At 46.2% G+C, this 19389-nt stretch carries 18 protein-coding genes; 14 read left to right on the top strand and 4 right to left on the bottom strand.

Annotated features, from left to right (window positions below; genetic code table 11):
• Positions 1–62: 62 nt before the first annotated feature.
• The 7 genes from dinG (at position 63) to nth (ending at position 7403) form a co-directional block, all read left to right on the top strand.
• Entirely contained in the window at positions 63–2876 is a 2814-nt protein-coding gene (gene dinG, locus ASG02_RS06705) for an ATP-dependent DNA helicase DinG (RefSeq protein ID WP_056062792.1), read from the top strand.
• A gap of 62 nt (positions 2877–2938) precedes the next feature.
• Entirely contained in the window at positions 2939–3109 is a 171-nt protein-coding gene (locus tag ASG02_RS15420) for a YpmA family protein (protein WP_012370646.1), read from the top strand.
• Positions 3106–3573, top strand: a complete 468-nt coding sequence (locus tag ASG02_RS06700; RefSeq protein ID WP_056062159.1) for a hypothetical protein — start codon at positions 3106–3108, stop codon at positions 3571–3573. Before ASG02_RS15420 ends, ASG02_RS06700 begins: the two co-directional genes overlap by 4 nt.
• A 14-nt stretch (positions 3574–3587) precedes the next feature.
• Complete coding sequence (locus ASG02_RS06695) at positions 3588–4769, top strand: pyridoxal phosphate-dependent aminotransferase (RefSeq protein WP_056062156.1); 1182 nt, start codon at positions 3588–3590, stop codon at positions 4767–4769.
• Between the two features lie 20 nt (positions 4770–4789).
• Positions 4790–6088: an asparagine--tRNA ligase gene (gene asnS, locus ASG02_RS06690; protein WP_035407248.1), complete on the top strand. Its 1299-nt coding sequence runs from the start codon at positions 4790–4792 to the stop codon at positions 6086–6088.
• Between the two features lie 75 nt (positions 6089–6163).
• Entirely contained in the window at positions 6164–6742 is a 579-nt protein-coding gene (locus tag ASG02_RS06685) for a DnaD domain-containing protein (protein WP_023468616.1), read from the top strand.
• 4 nt (positions 6743–6746) lie between these two features.
• Positions 6747–7403, top strand: a complete 657-nt coding sequence (gene nth, locus ASG02_RS06680; protein WP_023468615.1) for an endonuclease III — start codon at positions 6747–6749, stop codon at positions 7401–7403.
• Between the two features lie 39 nt (positions 7404–7442).
• Here the strand turns inward: nth and ASG02_RS06675 are convergent, their stop codons facing one another.
• A complete protein-coding gene (locus tag ASG02_RS06675; protein ID WP_023468614.1) occupies positions 7443–8357 on the bottom strand; it encodes a DUF3800 domain-containing protein in 915 nt (304 codons plus the stop codon).
• Positions 8358–8529: 172 nt separating this feature from the next.
• Positions 8530–8832 carry a DUF1798 family protein gene (locus ASG02_RS06670; RefSeq protein ID WP_035407253.1) on the bottom strand — a complete coding sequence of 101 codons (303 nt, stop codon included), beginning with the start codon at positions 8830–8832 and terminating at the stop codon, positions 8530–8532.
• A gap of 74 nt (positions 8833–8906) precedes the next feature.
• On the opposite strand from ASG02_RS06670, the gene recU reads away from it, so the two are divergent.
• From recU to ASG02_RS06635, 7 genes are all read left to right on the top strand, one after another.
• Positions 8907–9533, top strand: a complete 627-nt coding sequence (recU, locus tag ASG02_RS06665) for a Holliday junction resolvase RecU (RefSeq protein WP_035409519.1) — start codon at positions 8907–8909, stop codon at positions 9531–9533.
• Positions 9534–9553: 20 nt separating this feature from the next.
• Positions 9554–12250 (top strand): PBP1A family penicillin-binding protein, encoded by a 2697-nt coding sequence (locus ASG02_RS06660; protein ID WP_056062154.1) that lies wholly within the window; start codon positions 9554–9556, stop codon positions 12248–12250.
• Positions 12251–12347: 97 nt separating this feature from the next.
• Complete coding sequence (locus ASG02_RS06655) at positions 12348–14612, top strand: DEAD/DEAH box helicase (RefSeq protein WP_056062151.1); 2265 nt, start codon at positions 12348–12350, stop codon at positions 14610–14612.
• Positions 14609–15814, top strand: a complete 1206-nt coding sequence (locus tag ASG02_RS06650; protein WP_056062148.1) for a ribonuclease H-like domain-containing protein — start codon at positions 14609–14611, stop codon at positions 15812–15814. Before ASG02_RS06655 ends, ASG02_RS06650 begins: the two co-directional genes overlap by 4 nt.
• Positions 15811–16371 carry an SLOG family protein gene (locus ASG02_RS06645; RefSeq protein WP_035407264.1) on the top strand — a complete coding sequence of 187 codons (561 nt, stop codon included), beginning with the start codon at positions 15811–15813 and terminating at the stop codon, positions 16369–16371. The genes ASG02_RS06650 and ASG02_RS06645 overlap by 4 nt, the downstream gene beginning before the upstream one ends.
• A gap of 5 nt (positions 16372–16376) precedes the next feature.
• The gene (gene gpsB, locus ASG02_RS06640; RefSeq protein WP_035407267.1) at positions 16377–16691 is read left to right on the top strand and encodes a cell division regulator GpsB; all 315 of its coding nucleotides are present in this window, start codon (positions 16377–16379) and stop codon (positions 16689–16691) included.
• A 128-nt stretch (positions 16692–16819) separates the two neighbouring features.
• Entirely contained in the window at positions 16820–17374 is a 555-nt protein-coding gene (locus tag ASG02_RS06635; protein ID WP_035407270.1) for a nuclease-related domain-containing protein, read from the top strand.
• A 43-nt stretch (positions 17375–17417) separates the two neighbouring features.
• Here the strand turns inward: ASG02_RS06635 and ASG02_RS06630 are convergent, their stop codons facing one another.
• Together ASG02_RS06630 and ASG02_RS06625 are read right to left on the bottom strand one after the other, a co-directional pair.
• Positions 17418–17735: a hypothetical protein gene (locus ASG02_RS06630; RefSeq protein WP_056062146.1), complete on the bottom strand. Its 318-nt coding sequence runs from the start codon at positions 17733–17735 to the stop codon at positions 17418–17420.
• A 33-nt stretch (positions 17736–17768) separates the two neighbouring features.
• Positions 17769–19343, bottom strand: coding sequence for an FAD-dependent monooxygenase (locus ASG02_RS06625; protein WP_035407276.1), 1575 nt, complete (start codon positions 19341–19343; stop codon positions 17769–17771).
• Positions 19344–19389 lie beyond the last annotated feature (46 nt).

The raw sequence follows: 19389 nt of genomic DNA, 5'->3' as shown, positions 1-19389 counted from the left end.
AAGATGAAGAATGAGATGCCATCCAATCATGGATAGGATGGATTAAAGGTGGAGGATCAGTGTTGAAGAAAAAGTACGTCGTAGTCGACCTGGAAACGACAGGTCATTCCATAAAGGCTGGCGATGAGATGATTGAGATCGGAATGGCGGTCATTGAAGATGGACAGTTGACAGAACAACTGTCTGCCTTCGTCCGTCCGACCCAACCGATTCCTCCATTCATTTCCCAGTTGACGGGCATCACGGATAAAGATGTCAAAGATGCCGAGACGTTCGATGTCATCGCACCACGAGTTTTATCATTGCTCGATGGTGGCGTCTTCGTCGCACATAATGTGCAGTTCGATTTAAACTTCTTAAACGATGCGTTAGAAGAAGAAGGATACTTGCCGTACACAGGTCCCGTCATTGATACGGTAGAACTTGCGCGAATCTTACTTCCAACAGCAGAAAGCCATGCGTTGTCGCATCTGTCAGAATCATTGCGTCTTGCTCATCAAGAAGCACATCGGGCAGGAAGTGATGCTTCGGCGACGGCTGAATTGTTACTTGAACTACTCAAGCGACTACATACGTTGCCGCTCGAGACATTAAAACATCTCAGACGGTTATCACCACGTCTATTTAGTGCTATCGAAGAGGAAATCGACCATGCGATTCGTTTAGTCGGCATCGAAGAGGATGAGCGATTCGATCGTTTTCGTAAAATCGCTTTGAAAAAGCGTCAGACAATAGAACGTTTGTCACATCCGCCCATTCTTGAACCGTTCGGACCGTTCGTTGATGAATTGAATGCCGTGACGTTCCCTCGTCTATTTGAAGGATATGAAGAACGGCGTGGGCAGCTCGAGATGATGCGTCATGTCTATCAGTCGCTCGATCAAGAAACGCCGTTACTTGTCGAAGCGGGAACAGGGACCGGGAAATCGCTCGGTTATCTCGTGCCTGCAGCGCACTACGCGCTCGAACACGAAGTGCCGATCGTCGTCAGTACACACACGATTCAATTACAGGAGCAACTGTTTGCGCGTGATTTACCGCTATTGCGTCAATTGTTCGATACGCCGGTCCAGATTGCATTGCTTAAAGGACGAAGTAACTATATCGATTTACGGAAATTCGAGTTTTTCTTGAATGATCAAGAGGATGTCTATAACTTTACGCTCGCAAAAGCGATTCTTCTCGTATGGTTGACGGAGACGGAAACAGGAGATTTAGAGGAAGTCAGCTTACCGGGTGGTGCAGCACAAGGCAATATCGGAATCAAGCAATTGATTCAATCCGATAGTCAATCGCAGCTTGGACGGTTTGATCCCTGGTACAGTCGGGACTTCTTCCAGCATGCGATTCGCCAAGCGAAAGATGCGACGATTATCGTCACGAACCATGCGTTGTTGTTTAGTGATCTGCAGTTCGAAGCAGGGGTCTTACCGAAAGGAAGCCCGTTGATTCTCGACGAGGCACACCAAATCGAAGAAGTCGCGAGCCATCATTTTGGTCTCGTTTTTGATGGTCATACGTTCGATCGTCTGTTCCGCCAACTCGGGTATTCATCTGACAAAAAATTATTGCACCGTTTGCTTGATCTGTCGGAAGAATGGGATATTGCCGAGATGGTTGAAGCCCATAGTGAGACGGTCGATGAAGCACTGACGACGTTGCTCGAAGAAGCAGACGGCCTACTGATGATCGTTCAAGCATATGGGCTCGAACTGGCTTCCCGCAAAGCACGACGGGAAGGAATGGTCAGCATTCGCTTTAAGCGACTTGATCGTTCGATGCGTGCCGTCCAAGAGAGTGCCAAGCGGGTTGAATTGGTGTTGCGGCGTTTGCGTCAAGCAATTCGTGCGATTCATAAACTGTTCCATGAACATCGGGAGCAAATGAGTTATCGGGAGCGTTCGCTCGTCGCGGATTTAAAAGCGATCACGGCACAAATCGAAGAAGCAGAGCTCGCGATCTTCGAGACGATGCTTGCTCCGCACGATGAGACGGTATCTTGGATCGAGACGTCCGTTAAGAACCGGAAGCTAACACGCGTATACACACAACCAATTGACATTTCAGAGCGATTACGACGCGATGTCTTTTCAAAACGCACGTGTATCCTGACGTCTGCGACGTTGACTGTCTCGAACAAATTCCAATTCATTGAGAACCGATTAGGACTTGATGCTTTTGAGACTCGTCGTTTCGTCGTGCCGTCGCCGTTCGGATATGCCGATAATGTGCGACTGATGATTCCGACGGATCTCCCACTCTTACAGGATGTGCCATTGCCAGAATTCGCGGAGACGATTGCGGAAGCAATCTTACAAATCGCAGAGGTGACGGAGGGACGGATGCTTGTCTTATTTACCTCGAACGACTTGCTACGACTGACGCATGAGGCGACGAAGCCGTTGCTGCCAGACCGGTTTACATTACTCTCGCAAGGGGTCACGCAAGGTTCACGGCAACGACTGATGAAACAGTTCAAGCAACTCGATGCCTGTATCTTGTTCGGGACGGCTAGTTTTTGGGAAGGGGTCGATATCCCGGGAGATGATCTCAGTTGTCTCGTCATCGTCCGCCTACCATTCGCGCCACCAGATCAACCAATTGTCCAAGCACGCTCGGAACGGATCGAAAAACTCGGAAAATCATCATTTTTCGAATACAGCCTACCGCAAGCAATCATTCGCTTTAAACAAGGGTTTGGTCGCTTGATCCGGACGACGAACGATCGTGGTGTTGTCTTCGTGCTCGATCGCCGGATTGAGACGACGAGATACGGAAAACGATTCGTTACGAGTCTGCCGAAAGTGCCTGTTTTATCAAAACCGCTTGATGAACTGACCGCAGAACTTGAATTGTTCTTGAATGATGGCGATTGAGTCTATTCAGATAAACCCTATCGCATTATAATAGATAGAGAAAAATGAGGGAGGACATACAGATGGATTCAAAAATTGAAACACTTGCGACCGTCAAAGTGAACCGCCATGACGATACGTATAAAATCGTCGACTTATTGAACCGGACGCTGAAAACGGAAGATTTAATGTTCGGTCTTGCTCTCGATGAAAAAGACAAGGAGCAGATGGTTTTCACCATCTATCGCACATGAAGTGGAAAGTCACGCTTGCTCTACTGAGTGCACTCCTCATCTTGGCTGTTCTTGGAACAGCTGTTTATCAGGTGACGATCGCTGAGGCAAAAGACCGAGAACAGAGCGTCGCGGAACAAGCAGAGACGCGTCTGAAAAAAGAACTAAAGCCGACAGACGTCCGGTTCGAATCTGTCTTTAGCGGAAAACGCCAATATGTCGTTTTTACGATGAAGCAGAGTGGACAGGCGGTACGGGCGTTTGTTCCGGAAAAAGGAACGATTGAGACGCGACCAGTTGCTGATGGTATTGCCATTAAAACGGTCATCGCGGATCATCCGGAACTCGGAGATATCGTGTCTGCTAAATACGGTTTTGAGGACCGTGCTGTCATTGAGATCGTTTCAAAGACGAAGACAGGCTATGATTATTCGTATTACACGTATCAAGAAGGTTCTTTCATCAAACGATTACGAATTAAGTAAAGGGAGTGGGCGACATGTTATCGAAACGCGTACGACAATTGACACCATCTACGACTCTAGCCATCACTGCGAAAGCTAAGGCACTACGTGAAGAAGGTCAAGACATCATCGGTTTAGGTGCGGGAGAGCCCGACTTCAATACACCGGAATTCATCATTCAAGCAGCATTCGAGGCAGCAGAAGCAGGCGATACGAAATACACGCCGTCTGGCGGAACGGTTGCCTTGAAGGATGCGATCATTGAAAAAACACGCCGTGACTTATGGATGCCATATGAACGTTCAGAAGTCATGGTCGCTTCTGGCGCAAAGCATGCGCTCTCGACATTGTTCCAAGCGATTCTCGACCCAGGCGATGAAGTCATCGTCCCAGCACCATACTGGGTCAGTTATCCAGAGCAAATTAAACTCAGTGACGGTGTCCCTGTCATTCTCGAGACGGACGAATCGTCTCGCTTCAAAGTGACACGGGAATTGCTCGAGCAACATATCACTCCGAAGACGAAAGCACTTGTCTTGAATTCACCATCGAATCCGACGGGGATGGTTTATTCGAAAGAAGAGCTTGAGATGGTAGCAGATGTTGCAATCAAGCACGATTTACTCGTCATCAGTGACGAGATTTATGAAAAGTTGCTCTATAACGGTGTGACACATATCTCGATCGCGTCCTTACCAGAAATGCGCGAACGGACGGTCATCATCAATGGTGTCTCAAAATCACATGCGATGACAGGCTGGCGGATCGGGTATGCGATTGGACCTAAAGATATCATCGCAGCGATGACGAACTTAGCGAGCCATTCAACGTCGAATCCGACATCGATTGCGCAAGCAGCATCGGTTGCTGCGTATGCAGAGGGTGATGCACCGGTCGAAGCGATGCGTGTCATCTTTGAAGAACGACTTGAAAAAATCTACGCACGACTCATCGAGATTAAAGGATTGACGTGTCTGAAGCCGGAAGGGGCATTTTACTTGTTCCCACATGCAAAGCAAGCTGCTGAGATGTGTGGATTCGATAATGTCGATGACTGGTGTACAGCTGTTTTATCTGAAGCGAAGGTTGCCTTAATTCCAGGTTCAGGATTTGGTGCACCGGACTATGTCCGCCTATCTTATGCAACGGATCCGGCACGTGTCTTAGAGGCACTCGACCGGATTGAAGGATTCATCACGGCCCATACAGCCGTTTAATAGAGAGAGGATGTTGACTGTTGAAAACAATGATTCGGGATGTAAATAAATATGTAGGAGAAGAAGTGACGATTGGGTGTTGGTTAGCAAACAAACGCTCGAGTGGTAAAATCGCCTTCCTCCAACTTCGGGATGGCTCTGGATTCATGCAGGGTGTCGTCGTTAAAGAAACGGTCGGCGAAGACTTATTTAAACAAGCAAAAGGCTTAACACAGGAATCATCACTTTGGGTAACAGGTGTCATCAAATCAGATGGCGGTCGGACAGCGATCGGTCATGAAATGGAAATTTCAAAAATCGAAGTCATCCATGAAGCGATCGATTATCCGATTACACCAAAAGCACACGGAACGGATTTCTTGATGGATAACCGTCACCTCTGGTTACGTTCAAAGCGTCAGCATGCGGTCATGGTCGTTCGGAATGAATTGATTCGTGCGACGTACGAATTTTTCAACCAAGAAGGATTCATCAAAGTGGATCCGCCAATCTTAACAGGTAGTGCGCCAGAAGGAACAACAGAATTGTTCCATACGAAATATTTCGATGAAGATGCATATCTTTCACAATCTGGTCAGCTCTACATGGAAGCGGCAGCAATGGCACTTGGAAAGGTCTTCTCGTTCGGTCCGACGTTCCGTGCTGAAAAATCAAAAACACGTCGTCACTTGATCGAATTCTGGATGATGGAGCCGGAGATGGCATTCCACGATCACGAGATGAACCTCGAAGTCCAAGAAAATTACGTCTCGCACCTCGTGCAATCGGCACTGAAGAACTGCCGTGCGGAGCTTGAGTTGCTTGGACGTGACTTGACGGTCCTTGAAAACATTAAAGCACCGTTCCCACGCGTCAAGTATACAGAAGCAATCGACATGCTCAAAGAGCAAGGATTCGACGATATCGAATTCGGGGATGATTTTGGTGCACCACATGAGACAGCGATCGCAAACAGCTTTGCGCGCCCTGTCTTCATCACGCATTGGCCAAAAGCAATTAAGCCGTTCTACATGAAAGAAGATCCGGAAAACCCAGATTTCGTTTTATGTGATGATTTGATTGCCCCTGAAGGATACGGGGAAATCGTCGGTGGTTCACAACGTGAAGAAGATCATGACAAACTTCTCGCTGAGATGAAGAAACATGGTCTTGATGAGACGGGTGCCTATAAATGGTATCTTGAAACACGTCAATACGGTTCTGTTCCACACAGTGGCTTCGGTCTTGGTTTGGAGCGGACAGTTGCTTGGATTACAGGCGTCGAGCACGTTCGGGAAACGATTCCGTTCCCACGTCTGCTGAACCGCCTCTATCCATAAGCAGTAAGGAAAAACATCGACCCATCGTCTCGACGGGTCGATTTCTTGTTTAGACTAGAGAATCGAGGAATTACGATGAATCATAATTTAGTGCAATTATTCGAGGAAGGGACGGTCGTCTTACCAAAACGGTTGTTCACCGAGGCGAAACGATTAGGTATCAGTTTTGTCGAGTTCACGTTAATTGGTCAACTGTTTGCCTGTCGGGCGGAAGGCATGGAGATGCCGTCTCCGGAAGAGTTAAGTAATCGACTTGGACTATCCGAGACGGAAACAATCGAGACGACACTCGGTTTATTACAAAAAGGATTACTAGCGATGGAGAACGTCAACGGATCAGAACGTTATTCGCTTGTACCGCTTTACGAAAAACTGATGGCACCACCGGAACAGGAAGCACCGAACTTTGATACAATCAACCCATCCGTCTTCCAACAATTCGAGCGGGAACTCGGGATGATGTCACCGTTTCAGATGGAGCAAATCATTCAGTGGTTGACGATCGAGAACATTTCGGAAGAGCTGGTGCTCGCTGCACTTCGAGAAGCGGTCTATCATAACGTTCGCAAGATGACTTATATCAATCAAATTTTACGAACATGGGAACGCGAAGGCATCAAGACACTTGAGGATCTTGCCGGGCGAGGAGGCTGAGTAGATGTTACGGAAAGCTGAAATCGATCGGATTGAAGCGACGTTAGAAGAGATGTTTCCGGATGCATTTTGCGAGTTGATTCACCGCAATCCGTTTGAACTGGTCGTCGCGGTCGCACTGAGTGCGCAAGCGACCGACGTACTCGTCAATCAGGTGACGCCTGGATTATTTGCTGCGTATCCGGATCCTGCTTCACTTGCTGCGGCGCCGGTTGAGGAAATCGAGGACAAGATCAAACGACTTGGATTATACCGGAATAAAGCAAAAAACATCAAGGCACTGGCGGCACAACTTCTTGCGCAACACGATGGTGAAGTCCCGACGGAACGAGCCGGACTTGAAGCATTACCTGGTGTCGGGCGTAAAACGGCGAACGTCGTCTTGTCTGTCGCCTTCGATGTCCCGGCATTTGCGGTTGATACACATGTCGAGCGCGTCTCGAAACGTCTCGGAATCTGTCGGTGGAAGGATAATGTCACACAGGTTGAAGCGACACTCATGCGCCGTTTCAAACGAGAACGTTGGTCAAAACTCCATCATCAATTCATCTTCTTTGGACGTTATCACTGTAAGGCACAACGTCCGAACTGTGAAGCTTGCCCGTTACTCGACATGTGTCGAGAAGGGAAAAAGCGGACAAAAGGATTAGCGACACCATAAAAAAAGTGGATCCCTATCGGATCCACTTTTTTTGAGTCATCAACCATTCCAAGGGGTATCGGACCATTCACGACGCTTTTTCGTGATCGGTACTTTTTTGAAACCCCAGTTTCGGAAATCTTGGTCCGGGCTATCGCGGCGAATGTAAATTTTATCTTTGATGGCTTTAAAAATCCGGTTTTCGTCCCCATAATGGACAAACCGTGGTTTTACCTCGATGACACCACGACGGACGCGGGACAAAGGTAAGCAGACCAAATCGGCAATCTCAAGACCAGATTGGTAGAGGTCGCTGTCTTTTTCAGCAAAGATGAAGCCCTTGATTTTTTGACGGCTTTTTTCAACGTCGAGATGGACCGTTCCTGAATTGAAAATATCGAAGAATGCCTTTTGAATCAGCAAGTTCTGATAATCATCACGACTTTCAAGCACAACACGTGCACTCGTCGCTTCTGTCTCATCAAGGAAGGAATAGAACGATTTCATCAGATGAGCGAAGGCAACGACATACGGATCCTTCGGTGTCGAGAAGAAGTCTTGCAGCTTCTGTTTATCGACTTCGACACTGACGATCGTACAATCGATATCAACTAAAAATTCCGGTAAGGCAATCCAGAAGTGACGCAACATATCGATCGTGATCCCGTCTTCTTTTCCATATGGATGTTCGGCTTTTAAAATTTCTTTGAGATGAAGCGGAATATGTGGATCCTCAAAGACTTTTGCCTTGAAGTCCATCAAACGTTGACGAAGCGGACTCGGTTCGCCCGTCTCATCCGAATCGATGGCATATTTATATTCCATCAAGACACCTGTTAGATTGAATTGTGTATTCCCCTTAGGTGTTCCCGTCTCGTCAACGAACATGATGTATTTCTTCGGGGCAGGGGTTGAGTTCTTAGGAAATCCTTTGACATCAACGCCTTTGACGTTCGATTGTACCCGTTTGTTCAAATGAATCTCCTCCAATTGCACGATAATTACACAGTCTTAAGAAAGAAATGCTCTTGATGCCACTTTACACGCTAGGCGACTGAAAAGCTATAGCCTGGCAAGTGAAACCGGTGAAACATTCCCTTATAGATTAGGTGTTCGACTCAAGGAAGATAATTCCTGTTTTTAATTATTATTCTTCGCCATTCATCAATCGATCGATATAGCGGACGGATTTAATCGTTTCATTGAAACGTTTCAGACTCGTCTTCGGCTGAAAGGCTTGGACAGAAATCTGCTTCAGTTGATCCACAGCACTTTCGACCATGCTCGGACGTAAGTAAGGACTATCTTGGGCATTCATTTGCCACTGCGCAATCAGTTGATCTGCTCGTTCGACGAACGGTACGACGTCTCGATTGAAGTCATATTCGGTTCCGGCACGTCCTTCTTGATATATACGTTCAATCTCTTGTAATAACGGTTCAATTGTCATTGGTTTTTAACTACTCCTCTCGGCCGATACGGTACAATCACATATCATGGTACAATAAACGCGATAGGAGGGGAATCGTTTTGAATTACCCGAATGGGAAAAAATTTCAAAAGCCACTCGAGTCGCACGGAACCCGAATCAAGAAGGCACGATCAACCGATTCAACCTTTTCAAATCGTGGGATGACGCTCGAAAAATTATTGAATGAAAGTAATACGTTTTATCTGACTCATAATCGGGCAATCATTCACAAGAAACCCACTCCGTTACAAATCGTTCAAGTGGATTATCCGAAACGGTCGGCAGCGGTCGTTAAGGAAGCCTACTTCAAGCAACCGTCGACGACTGATTATAATGGCGTGTACCGTGGAAAATACATTGATTTCGAAGCGAAGGAGACGACGAATAAAACGTCCTTCCCGATAAAAAATTTTCACCCCCATCAAATCGCACACATGCGTCAATGTGTCGAACATGGAGGAATTTGTTTTGTCATCATTCGATTCAGTCTGTATAATGTGCAATATGTGCTTTCAGTCGAGCACGTGTTCCCCTGGTGGGATCAACTCGAAAGCGGACGGAAATCCATTCCGCTGACGATCATCGAACAAGACGGTATCAAAGTCGAGACTGGCGCGTACCCTGCTATCGATTATTTAAAGGCAGTGGACGAACTATATTTCAATTCAGACACTTTTTGATTGAAGGAGAAGGATAGCATATGGAAAGAAGTCGTGTCGCACGTCGTGAAGAGACGAAGTCATCTGAAAAAAAGATGAAACGGACGAAACGTCCCCAAAAGAAAAAATCAGGTGGAGGATCCGGTGGGAAAGGTCCACTCTGGAAAAAGTTATTGTTGATTGCTACCGGATTATTTATCTTGATGATGTTGATCGGAGGCGGATTTGCGGCTTATGCGATTGCTACGGCACCTGAGCTTGATGAAGCAGAGCTTCGTGATGCTTTACCGTTAAAGATTTATGCAAGTAATAAAGAGGAAATCACAAAAGGTGGAACGAGCCGAGAATATGTGTCGATCGATGAAGTACCAGAAGTCGTTAAGGACGCATTCATCTCGATCGAGGACCGTCGTTTTTATCAGCATAACGGGATTGATTTCCGCCGTCTCGGAGGTGCCATCATCGCGAACGTCACCGATGGATTTGGTTCTGAAGGCGCTTCGACGATTACGCAACAGGTCGTCAAACAATCATTCCTCAGCTTTGATAAAACAATCACACGGAAAGTCCAAGAGCAATGGCTTGCGATCCGCTTAGAGCAGGATTATACGAAAGATCAGATTTTAGAGATGTACTTGAATAAAAACTACTATGGTCAAAACTCATTTGGCATCCAGACCGCTTCAAAAGCCTATTTCAATAAATCAGTTGATAAGTTGAATTATGCGGAAGCTGCAATGCTCGCGGGATTACCGCAACGTCCGACAGCTTATGATCCAATCAAAGGATCTCCGAAGCTAACGAAATGGCGTCAGACGCAAGTCCTCAATGCGATGCAAACGACAGGCGTCATTACAAAAGCGCAACGAGATAAAGCGGTTAAACAACCAATTTCGAAATTAATCAATCCGGCGCCGAAGTCAACGAAGGATGAATCATATGATAGTGTCATCTTCGACATGGTATCAAAAGAGTTAGAAGATGATTTTGGTCTAGAAGGAAAAGATATCTATGGTCAAGGGTTAAAGATCTATACGTCGATTGATAAGCCGATGCATGACTATATGAACGAAGCGATCAAAAAAGATCAAATCGTTCAATTACCGGAATATGCTGAAACGGCTGCTACGGCAATTAATACGCAAACCGGAGAAATTCTTGCAGTCGTCGATGGTAAAAATCCAGGTAAAGGAACAGCGCGACGAAACTATGCAAATGAACCCCATCAACCGGGATCATCCGCAAAACCATTCTTCGCATACGGCCCGGCCATCGAAAATGACAAATGGTCGACTGCGAAACAATTGACGGATAAGCCGACAGAAGTCAACGGAAAAGAGATTGGAAACTATTATGATGGATATCGTGGTACGAATACGATTCGTCATTGGTTGAAAATCTCGGCTAACACACCTGCCATTCAGACGTTCCAAGAAATTGGTGGGGATGCAGTCGAAGCATTCGCTGAAAAGTCTGGCTTGAAAATGAAAGACGATGAGTCGATTTCACCAGCTTATGCAATTGGTGGGATGAAGCATGGTTTTAATACGACTCAGATGGCAGGAGCTTATGCAACACTGGGTAATGGGGGCGATTATATCAAACCACACGTCATTAAATCGATTGAGTACAGTGACGGATCTAAAATCAAGTCACCAATCAAATCGAAAAAGGCGATGGAAGACTACACAGCTTATATGTTGACGGATATGCTTCGTGATGTCTTGAAACCAGGCGGTACGTTCCCAAGTGCTGGGTTGTCGTTTGATGCAGCCGGTAAGACAGGGACAACTAATGCTTATAAAGATGTCTGGTTTGCAGGATATACATCTGATGTCTCGATCAGTGTCTGGACAGGAACAACAAAATCAGGAAACAACAATGGATCCGGACTCAGTGGTCCATATAACAGTACGATGGCACAGCAAATCTGGAAAGATTTCATCACGAAAACACGCGATCGAACGCCAGCGCCATTTGAACAACCAAGTTCTGTCCTCAGTATCGGAAACGAATTATACGTGAAAGGGACGAAGGAACCTGTCGTTGAAAAAAAGACAGTACCCGCTCCGACTGGATTACAAGCATCTTACGATGAAGACAAAAAGAGCGGTGAACTGACTTGGAACTACAATGACGCTGCGCTTCGTGCCAATGGGTATGATAATGTATCGTTTGAAGTAAAGATGACAGATGCTGATGGTAAATCATCGACAGTCGGAACGAGTACGACGAATCGAATCAGTATCAGTGGATTAAAGCCAGGTCGCTCGATATTCCAAGTTGTAGCGAAAGCGTCAGGAGAAAAATCGGGACCAGTCTCGACGACGGTAACGGTCACCGATCCTGAAGAAGAAAAACCGTCAACGGACGAGCCAACGACGGATGAACCAACGACGGATGAACCGTCAACGGACGAGCCAACGACGGACGAACCGTCAACGGACGAACCGTCAACGGACGAACCGTCAACGGACGAACCGTCAACGGACGAGCCAACGACGGACGAGCCGACGACGGACGAGCCAACAACGGACGAGCCAACGACGGACGAACCGTCAACGGACGAGCCAACGACAGACGAACCAACGACGGATGAACCGTCAACAGATACACCGAATTCAAATGATGGTGCGAATGCACAAAACAATTCGAACGGTTCAACGGAACGAAACAACTCGAATGATAATGGAAATAATGGTCGTGGAAACGACGCTACGAATTCTACAACACCATAAGCACGACTTGTAAAGAAAGACAAGACCAAAGACGAGTAGATCGTTCTTTGGTCTTGCTTCTTTTTTTGTATAATGAAAAGTGGAAGGAAGTGAAGGCATGCAAGCGAAACAAACGCTCGTTGCATTTCTTGAAGAATTGAAACAGGACCGTTCATTCATGGAGCGGATTACGTATATGAAAACGATGGAAGCGACAGCGGGACGCTATGTCGATTTTCCAGAACAGTTACCGGAACGCTTGCGCCAAGCCCTCCGGACACGTGGCATCACTCAGTTATACCGTCACCAAGGATTGGCGTATGAACGCGTACAAGCAGGCGAGTCGACGGTCATCGTCACACCAACCGCCTCGGGAAAGACCTATTGTTTTAATTTACCGGTCTTATCACACTTGCTCGAACATCCAAATGCACGAGCGTTGTATCTGTACCCGACAAAAGCGCTGGCACAAGATCAAAATAGTGAGTTACTTGAACTGATCGATCAATTAGAGGCTCCAATCCGTTGTTTCACATATGACGGAGATACGTCACCGACGATTCGAACAAAAGTACGAAAAGCCGGGAACATCGTCATTACGAATCCAGATATGCTACATTCCGGAATCTTACCACATCATACAAAATGGATCGAACTATTTGAGAACTTAAAATATATCGTCATCGATGAGCTTCATACGTATCGCGGTGTCTTTGGCAGTCATGTCGCGAATGTCATTCGTCGCTTACGACGGATTTGTCGGTATTATGGCAGTAATCCCGTCTTCATCATGACAAGTGCAACGATTGCAAATCCAAAGGAACTAGCCGAACGATTAACGGAGAAAACAGTCGGACTAATTGATGAGAATGGTGCGCCGACAGGACGTAAACATTTTCTCGTCTATCAACCACCGATCGTCAACGCACAACTCGGTATTCGACGCTCGGCGACACTTGAGACAAAACAATTAGCGATGCGCTTCATCAAGAACAAGTTTCAGACAATCGTCTTTGCACGGTCTCGCGTCCGCGTCGAAGTCTTACTGACGTATCTGAGAAGTATCTATCCGCACGAGCTTGGTCCTCGATCCATCGAAGGGTATCGGGGTGGTTATTTACCAAGTGAACGTCGCGATATCGAACGACGGTTACGCCAAGGAGAAATCACAGGTATCGTCTCGACAAATGCTCTTGAACTCGGTGTCGACATCGGTCAACTGCAAGTGTGTATCATGAACGGCTATCCGGGTACGATTGCTTCACTTTGGCAACAAGCAGGACGAGCGGGGCGTCGGCAAGATGATGCACTAATCATTCTTGTCGCCTCATCTGGTATGCTCGATCAATATGTTGCGGAACGACCAGAGTTATTCTTGAATCAATCCCCGGAAGCAGCGCGACTTGATCCAGATAATTTGATCATTGCCGTCGATCACGTCAAATGTGCGGCGTTTGAACTGCCTTTTACGAAAGGCGAATCATTTGGAACGCTTGAGACGGAAGACATCCTCGAGTACTTAGTCGAAGAGCGTGTCCTGCACGAGCGAGGCGATCGTTTTTATTGGATGAATGACGCGTTTCCAGCACACGGGATATCGCTACGGTCCAGTGATCAAGAGAATGTCATCATCGTCGATCAGACCGAGGTACCGAATCGAGTCATCGGCGAGATGGATACCTTTAGTGCAATGACGTTGTTACATGACGAGGCCATTTATTTGCATGGGGCCGATCAATACCAAGTCGAGTACTTGGATTTTGAGGAGAAAAAAGCATTCGTCCGTGCAGTAGACGTTGATTATTATACAGATGCTAATTTTTCAGTCGACCTTTCCGTTCTCGAAGAAGATGAACAGTATGCAGAGGGAGAATACAGTGTTGCGCGTGGAGATGTCAGTGTTCGGGGGATGGCGACGATGTTCAAGAAGATCAAGTTCGGAACACATGAGAACATCGGGTCTGGTCCGATTCACTTACCAGAACGAGAGATTCATACGACAGGTGTCTGGTTCACCTTACCCGATCATGCACGCTCCTCGACGGAGCTTGAACAAGTGTTGGAAGGTGTCGCAAATAGTTTACGACGTGTTGCTCCGCTTTATTTGATGTGTGACGCTAGTGATGTCTTCGTCGTGCCGCAAGTCAAGGCGACACACACGCAGCAACCGACCGTCTATCTATATGATCGTTATCCTGGAGGCGTTGGTCTCGCGGAATCAATCTACAAACAACGCGGTGTCATGCTACGCGCAGCGCGTGATTCGATTGTCACATGTCCTTGCCAGGACGGTTGTCCTGCTTGTATCGGCATGGTCGGCGTAGCAGACGAGAAAGAACGAACGATTCAGTTGTTAGCAGAAATGGAGAAGGAATTATCATGAAAAATCGTCTTAGACGAATGCTGAAATCTACATCAGACGTCTCATCGGAGAATATAGAGCCTTCTGTCCTCGAAGTGGAAACGCTAAAGCCAACAAGCGGATGGACTGAAGAGCAACAAGCCTGGATTGATCGTGGGGCGGATATCTTAACATTCGAACAAGAGTGGATTGTCAGGATCGACAAACGCTATGCTTTGACGGACCGGCATGGAGACCGGAGTTTTGCCGAAGTGTATGAGTCTTTACAGCTTCCTCATCCACCACTTGCGCTGGATGTCCCACTTGAGCAGGTCATCTTCTTTGATACGGAGACGACAGGATTGCGGGGAGCCGGAACGACGATTTTTTTACTCGGGTTTGCGCGCTTTGAGCAGGGAGGATTGTTGATGCGACAATATTTCTTACCGCATCCGCACTTTGAGGCTGCCTTTTACCATCACTTCCTGCATGATATCGGGGATGATGTCCGATTCGTGACCTATAATGGAAAAAGCTTTGATTGGCCGCAAATCAAGACACGACACGTTTTCGTTCGGGAACGTGTTCCACGATTACCGAAAGTCGGTCATCTTGATTTACTCCATGTTGCGCGGCGCATTTTTAAAGGAATGTATGACTCGTATCGATTGACAGCGATGGAAGAGCGGATTGGATTCGAGCGGGAAGGTGACCTACCTGGTTTTTTGGCACCAATGCATTATTTCCAATATGTCGAACATCAGCAACCGGAAATCATGACGGGCGTCTTGCAACATCATCTAGATGACTGTTTAACGCTCGTTGGACTGTATGATGCGTGTAACCGTCTTGTCACGCATCGGGCGGAAGCACCTTCTCCTATTCAAGAGAACATCGCGATTTGGTTAGCGGATCTTGGAATCCATGAAGGATCCCATGCTCATTTTCAGCAGGTTAAAGAATTATCAGCAGAAGGATGGCTACGCCAAGGGTATTTGCATAAAAAAATGAAGAACCATGAACAAGCTAGAGACTGCTTTTTAAAAAGCGATAGTTACTTGGGGTATCTCGAACTTGCGAAGTGGGCAGAGCACATTGCAAAAAATCCTGTGCTTGCTTATGATTATACGGAACGAGCACGACAACACGTCGAACGGCATCATTGGTTAATCACTAAAAAAGAACGAATATTAGCTGAACTGGATCATCGAGAACGTCGGTTAAAAAGGAAGTGTAACTCGTGAAAGTAGTCGCCATCACAGGATACAAACCAAATGAACTAGGCATCTTTGATCAAAAACACCCGGGTATCCGGGTCTTAAAGGCAGCATACCGAGAGCGGATGATTCGCTTGATTGAAGACCGTGGAACAGAGTGGTTCATTACGAATGCCTCGCCTGGATGCGAAATCTGGGCATGCGAGGTCGTTCTTGAATTAAAAGAAGAGTATCCAGATATTCATCTTGGTATCCTCTTGCCGTTTTTAGAACAGGAAGCGCGCTGGAAAGAACCAGTCCAAGCACAGTATCTTTCGATTCTTGAACAAGCTGACTTTGTCGAAGCAATCAGTCAGAAACCGTATACGGATCCATCGCAGTTGCGTAATAAAACTGAATTCATGATCCAAAAAAGCCAAGGATTGTTGTCGGTTTTTGATGAAGAGCATGGAGGATCAGCGAAATTTTTAGTAGAGCGTGCTAGAATGGAAATGGAACAATCCGATTATCAGTTATTTTTGATTACACAAGATGATTTATCTTGGCTCGAACAAGAATTACAATACAATGATCAGTGGGAGTGAAGAGGATGTATAAGCCATTGTTGACAGCGGACGATATTTACAAAAAGGAATTCAAGACCGGCCTCCGTGGCTATGTCATCGAGGATGTCGATGGATACTTGGATCAAATCATTAAAGACTATGAAGGATTCGAACGTGAAATCGAGCGTCTGAAGAAAGAGAATGAGGCGTTGAAACAAGCACCTGCTCAACCAGAAAAACGGGAAGAGCGTCGTGTTGAACACGTTGAACCACAAGTGTCGAGTTCATCCAATTATGATATGTTACGTCGTATTTCGAATCTTGAGAAGGCGGTTTTCGGTCGCCCTCATCAAGACTAATGAAAAAAGACATTTCTGCCAATCGTCAGAAATGTCTTTTTTGATTTCCTTCTTTTTGAAAGAATCGTCATGTATACGAAAACGGTGTTAAGATAACTACTAATACATATTACAAAGGATGATGAATCATGTTACAAGTCATGACTGCTTCTGTTCCGGCACCACCACGCCGTCGCTTTTTTGCAAGTAAGCAAGTGAATACGATGACGCATGAAACAGATGCGCTCTGCAATGAAATCCGTCATGTATGTCGTTTTGATTGGATGTTATTTGAACGTATACGTCTAACTGAAACGATTATCATTCCCTTTGCTTTGATTGGTCCAAAAGGGTTGTTTCTTGTGTTGCAAAACGATGCAGTCGTAGAATGGATGACGGAAGAATCCTGTCATGTCATCGATCCTATGCATGGGAAAAAGGTGTTTTCACCCCATCCGATTAATCAATCGAAACGAATTGTCCAAATGGTTCGAAAAACGCTAAAAAAACAAGGGATCGTCATACCGATTCATGGCATCACACTTTTTCCGAATGCACCACAGATGCGGACGGAACGAATTAAATTTCCGACGGGTCATACATTCAAAGATGTGCGAGCGTTCATTGTTTCAAAGAAATCCTCTCCTGTTCAAGAGCAAGAACGAAAACAAGTCGCGTTTTATCTCGCGCAGCAACAGGAATGAATAAAGGCAGTGAAGCGAACGCTTCACTGCCTTTCATTTAAATTTATCGTCTTGGTCGAGACGCAAGGATGTTCTCGGCTTGATCCAGGTCTTCTTTTAAGACATACACCGCTACGCGATCGTCTAAATCTTTACTGAAGCGTCGGAATAAAAACGAAGTCTTGACGCCGCGTTCGACTCGAATGTCTAGATCAGCTGCCTCAAGTCGAGCAGCATCCTTCAATAAATCTTCTCCTTTTTCACCGAATGCTTCTCCGAGAAGCGACCATCGAAGATTTTCCTTCGCTCGTCTACTGACGATGACAAGAAATGCCACAATCAGAAGAATGATCAAAATCGTTCGAATCAGTTGTATATCCATATCTGCCTTCACCTCATCTTCTATCATACCGAGTTAGCGCGCATAAAGTAAACGTTCAACATAACGGGCGAACGATTTACTTTTTAAACCTTGCTGGCGATACGCGATATAACCGTCAGGGCGAATCAAATATAGTCCGGATTGCTTAATGCCGAAGCGTCGTGCGAGTTCGCCACCTTGATCGACGACGCCATCCTCTTTAAGGGATTGATGGATGGGTACTGTCTCAAATAGATCTGGATAGGTATAGGCGAGTTCCTTAAATGGCTCAAGAAGATCGTCAGTTGCGTTTTTTGGTAAGAACAACAGTAATAAGAAATTTCGATCCGCGCGACGTAACAAGAGTTCATTTTTTTTCGTCCGCGGATGTACGACTTCACTGTAGGGCATCGGTTCACCCGGCTTAGGTGTCAATGGACTGAAGTGTCCTTGCGTGACAAAGGTCAGGCTTGCTGGGTAGTGACTGTTGAGTTGAGCAATTCGATTCGTCACGAAATGATGTAAGGGTGCGATCTTGAGACTATTTCGAATGACTTTTTCTTGTAGAGGCAACAAAAACGGAATGTTGATTTGCAAGAGTTCGGTTGCTAAATTCGTTGATCGTAAGATACCTTGTGCCGCTTCGCGGCGTTCGACACTGTAAGAATCAAGCAACGGAAAACTCGCTTTGAACTGATGCACACACCAAAGTTTCCAAGCAAGGTTCATCGCATCAGCAATCCCTGTATTCATTCCTTGACCACCGACAGGGGAATTGATGTGTGCCGCATCCCCAATCAAATAAATTCGATGGTGACCAAATTTCTCGATAATTCGATTATGGACACGGAACATGGAGTACCAATGGACTTTTTTTAGCTCGAACGGTACTTTGGCTCGATTTTGTAAAAAATCATCAATCGCTTTATGATCAGTCGGAACAGGTCCGCTCGTTAGGTTGCCCGTAATGCGGAATAAATTCGACTGAAGTGGGAAAGACTCGATGACCCCATGATCAGAGAAGAAAATGTGGACCTCTTCGGAAGAGAGCGGCCAGTCGACTTCGATATCGGCCAATGCCCACGACTCTTTGAACGATTTTCCGCTAAATGGAAGTCCAAGTTCTCGACGAACAAAGCTATTCGCGCCATCAGCTCCGATGATAAAGGAAGCATCTACCGTCTCTGTCTCTCCTTTATGTTGTAAGGTAGCAGTAACGAACGTTGGAAATTGAGCGAATCCTGTTAATTCCGTCTCTCGTTCAACGGTATGTCCGTAAGTGGCGAGTCGTGCTTCGAGAATCCGTTCCGTCTCACTTTGAGGCAAGAGCGTAACAAACGGAAAAGGTGTATTTAAATCAGTAAAATCAAGCTTTGCCTGCCATGCACCATTAACATAGAGGTTTCCTTGATTGATTTTAATCGCATTTTCCATTAAATCTTCTGCCACGCCAAGTCTTGCGAACAATTCAAGGGAACGTGCTTGAATGCCGATGGCTTTGGAGACGACAGATGGTCCACTTGCACGTTCGACGATGCGGAAGGATAATCCATAGCGCGAGAGTGCGAGTGCGAGTGTTAAACCGGTTGGTCCGGCACCAATAATGAGGACATCTAATTTTTTATTCACGGATAACCCCCCTTAATTTACATCTTAGCCAAAACTCGTTACCATT

Source organism: Exiguobacterium sp. Leaf196 (assembly GCF_001423965.1).
Taxonomy (GTDB): Bacteria; Bacillota; Bacilli; order Exiguobacteriales; family Exiguobacteriaceae; genus Exiguobacterium_A.
Note: the sequence above shows the minus strand (reverse complement) of the source record. Positions and strands in the feature narration are given on the sequence as shown.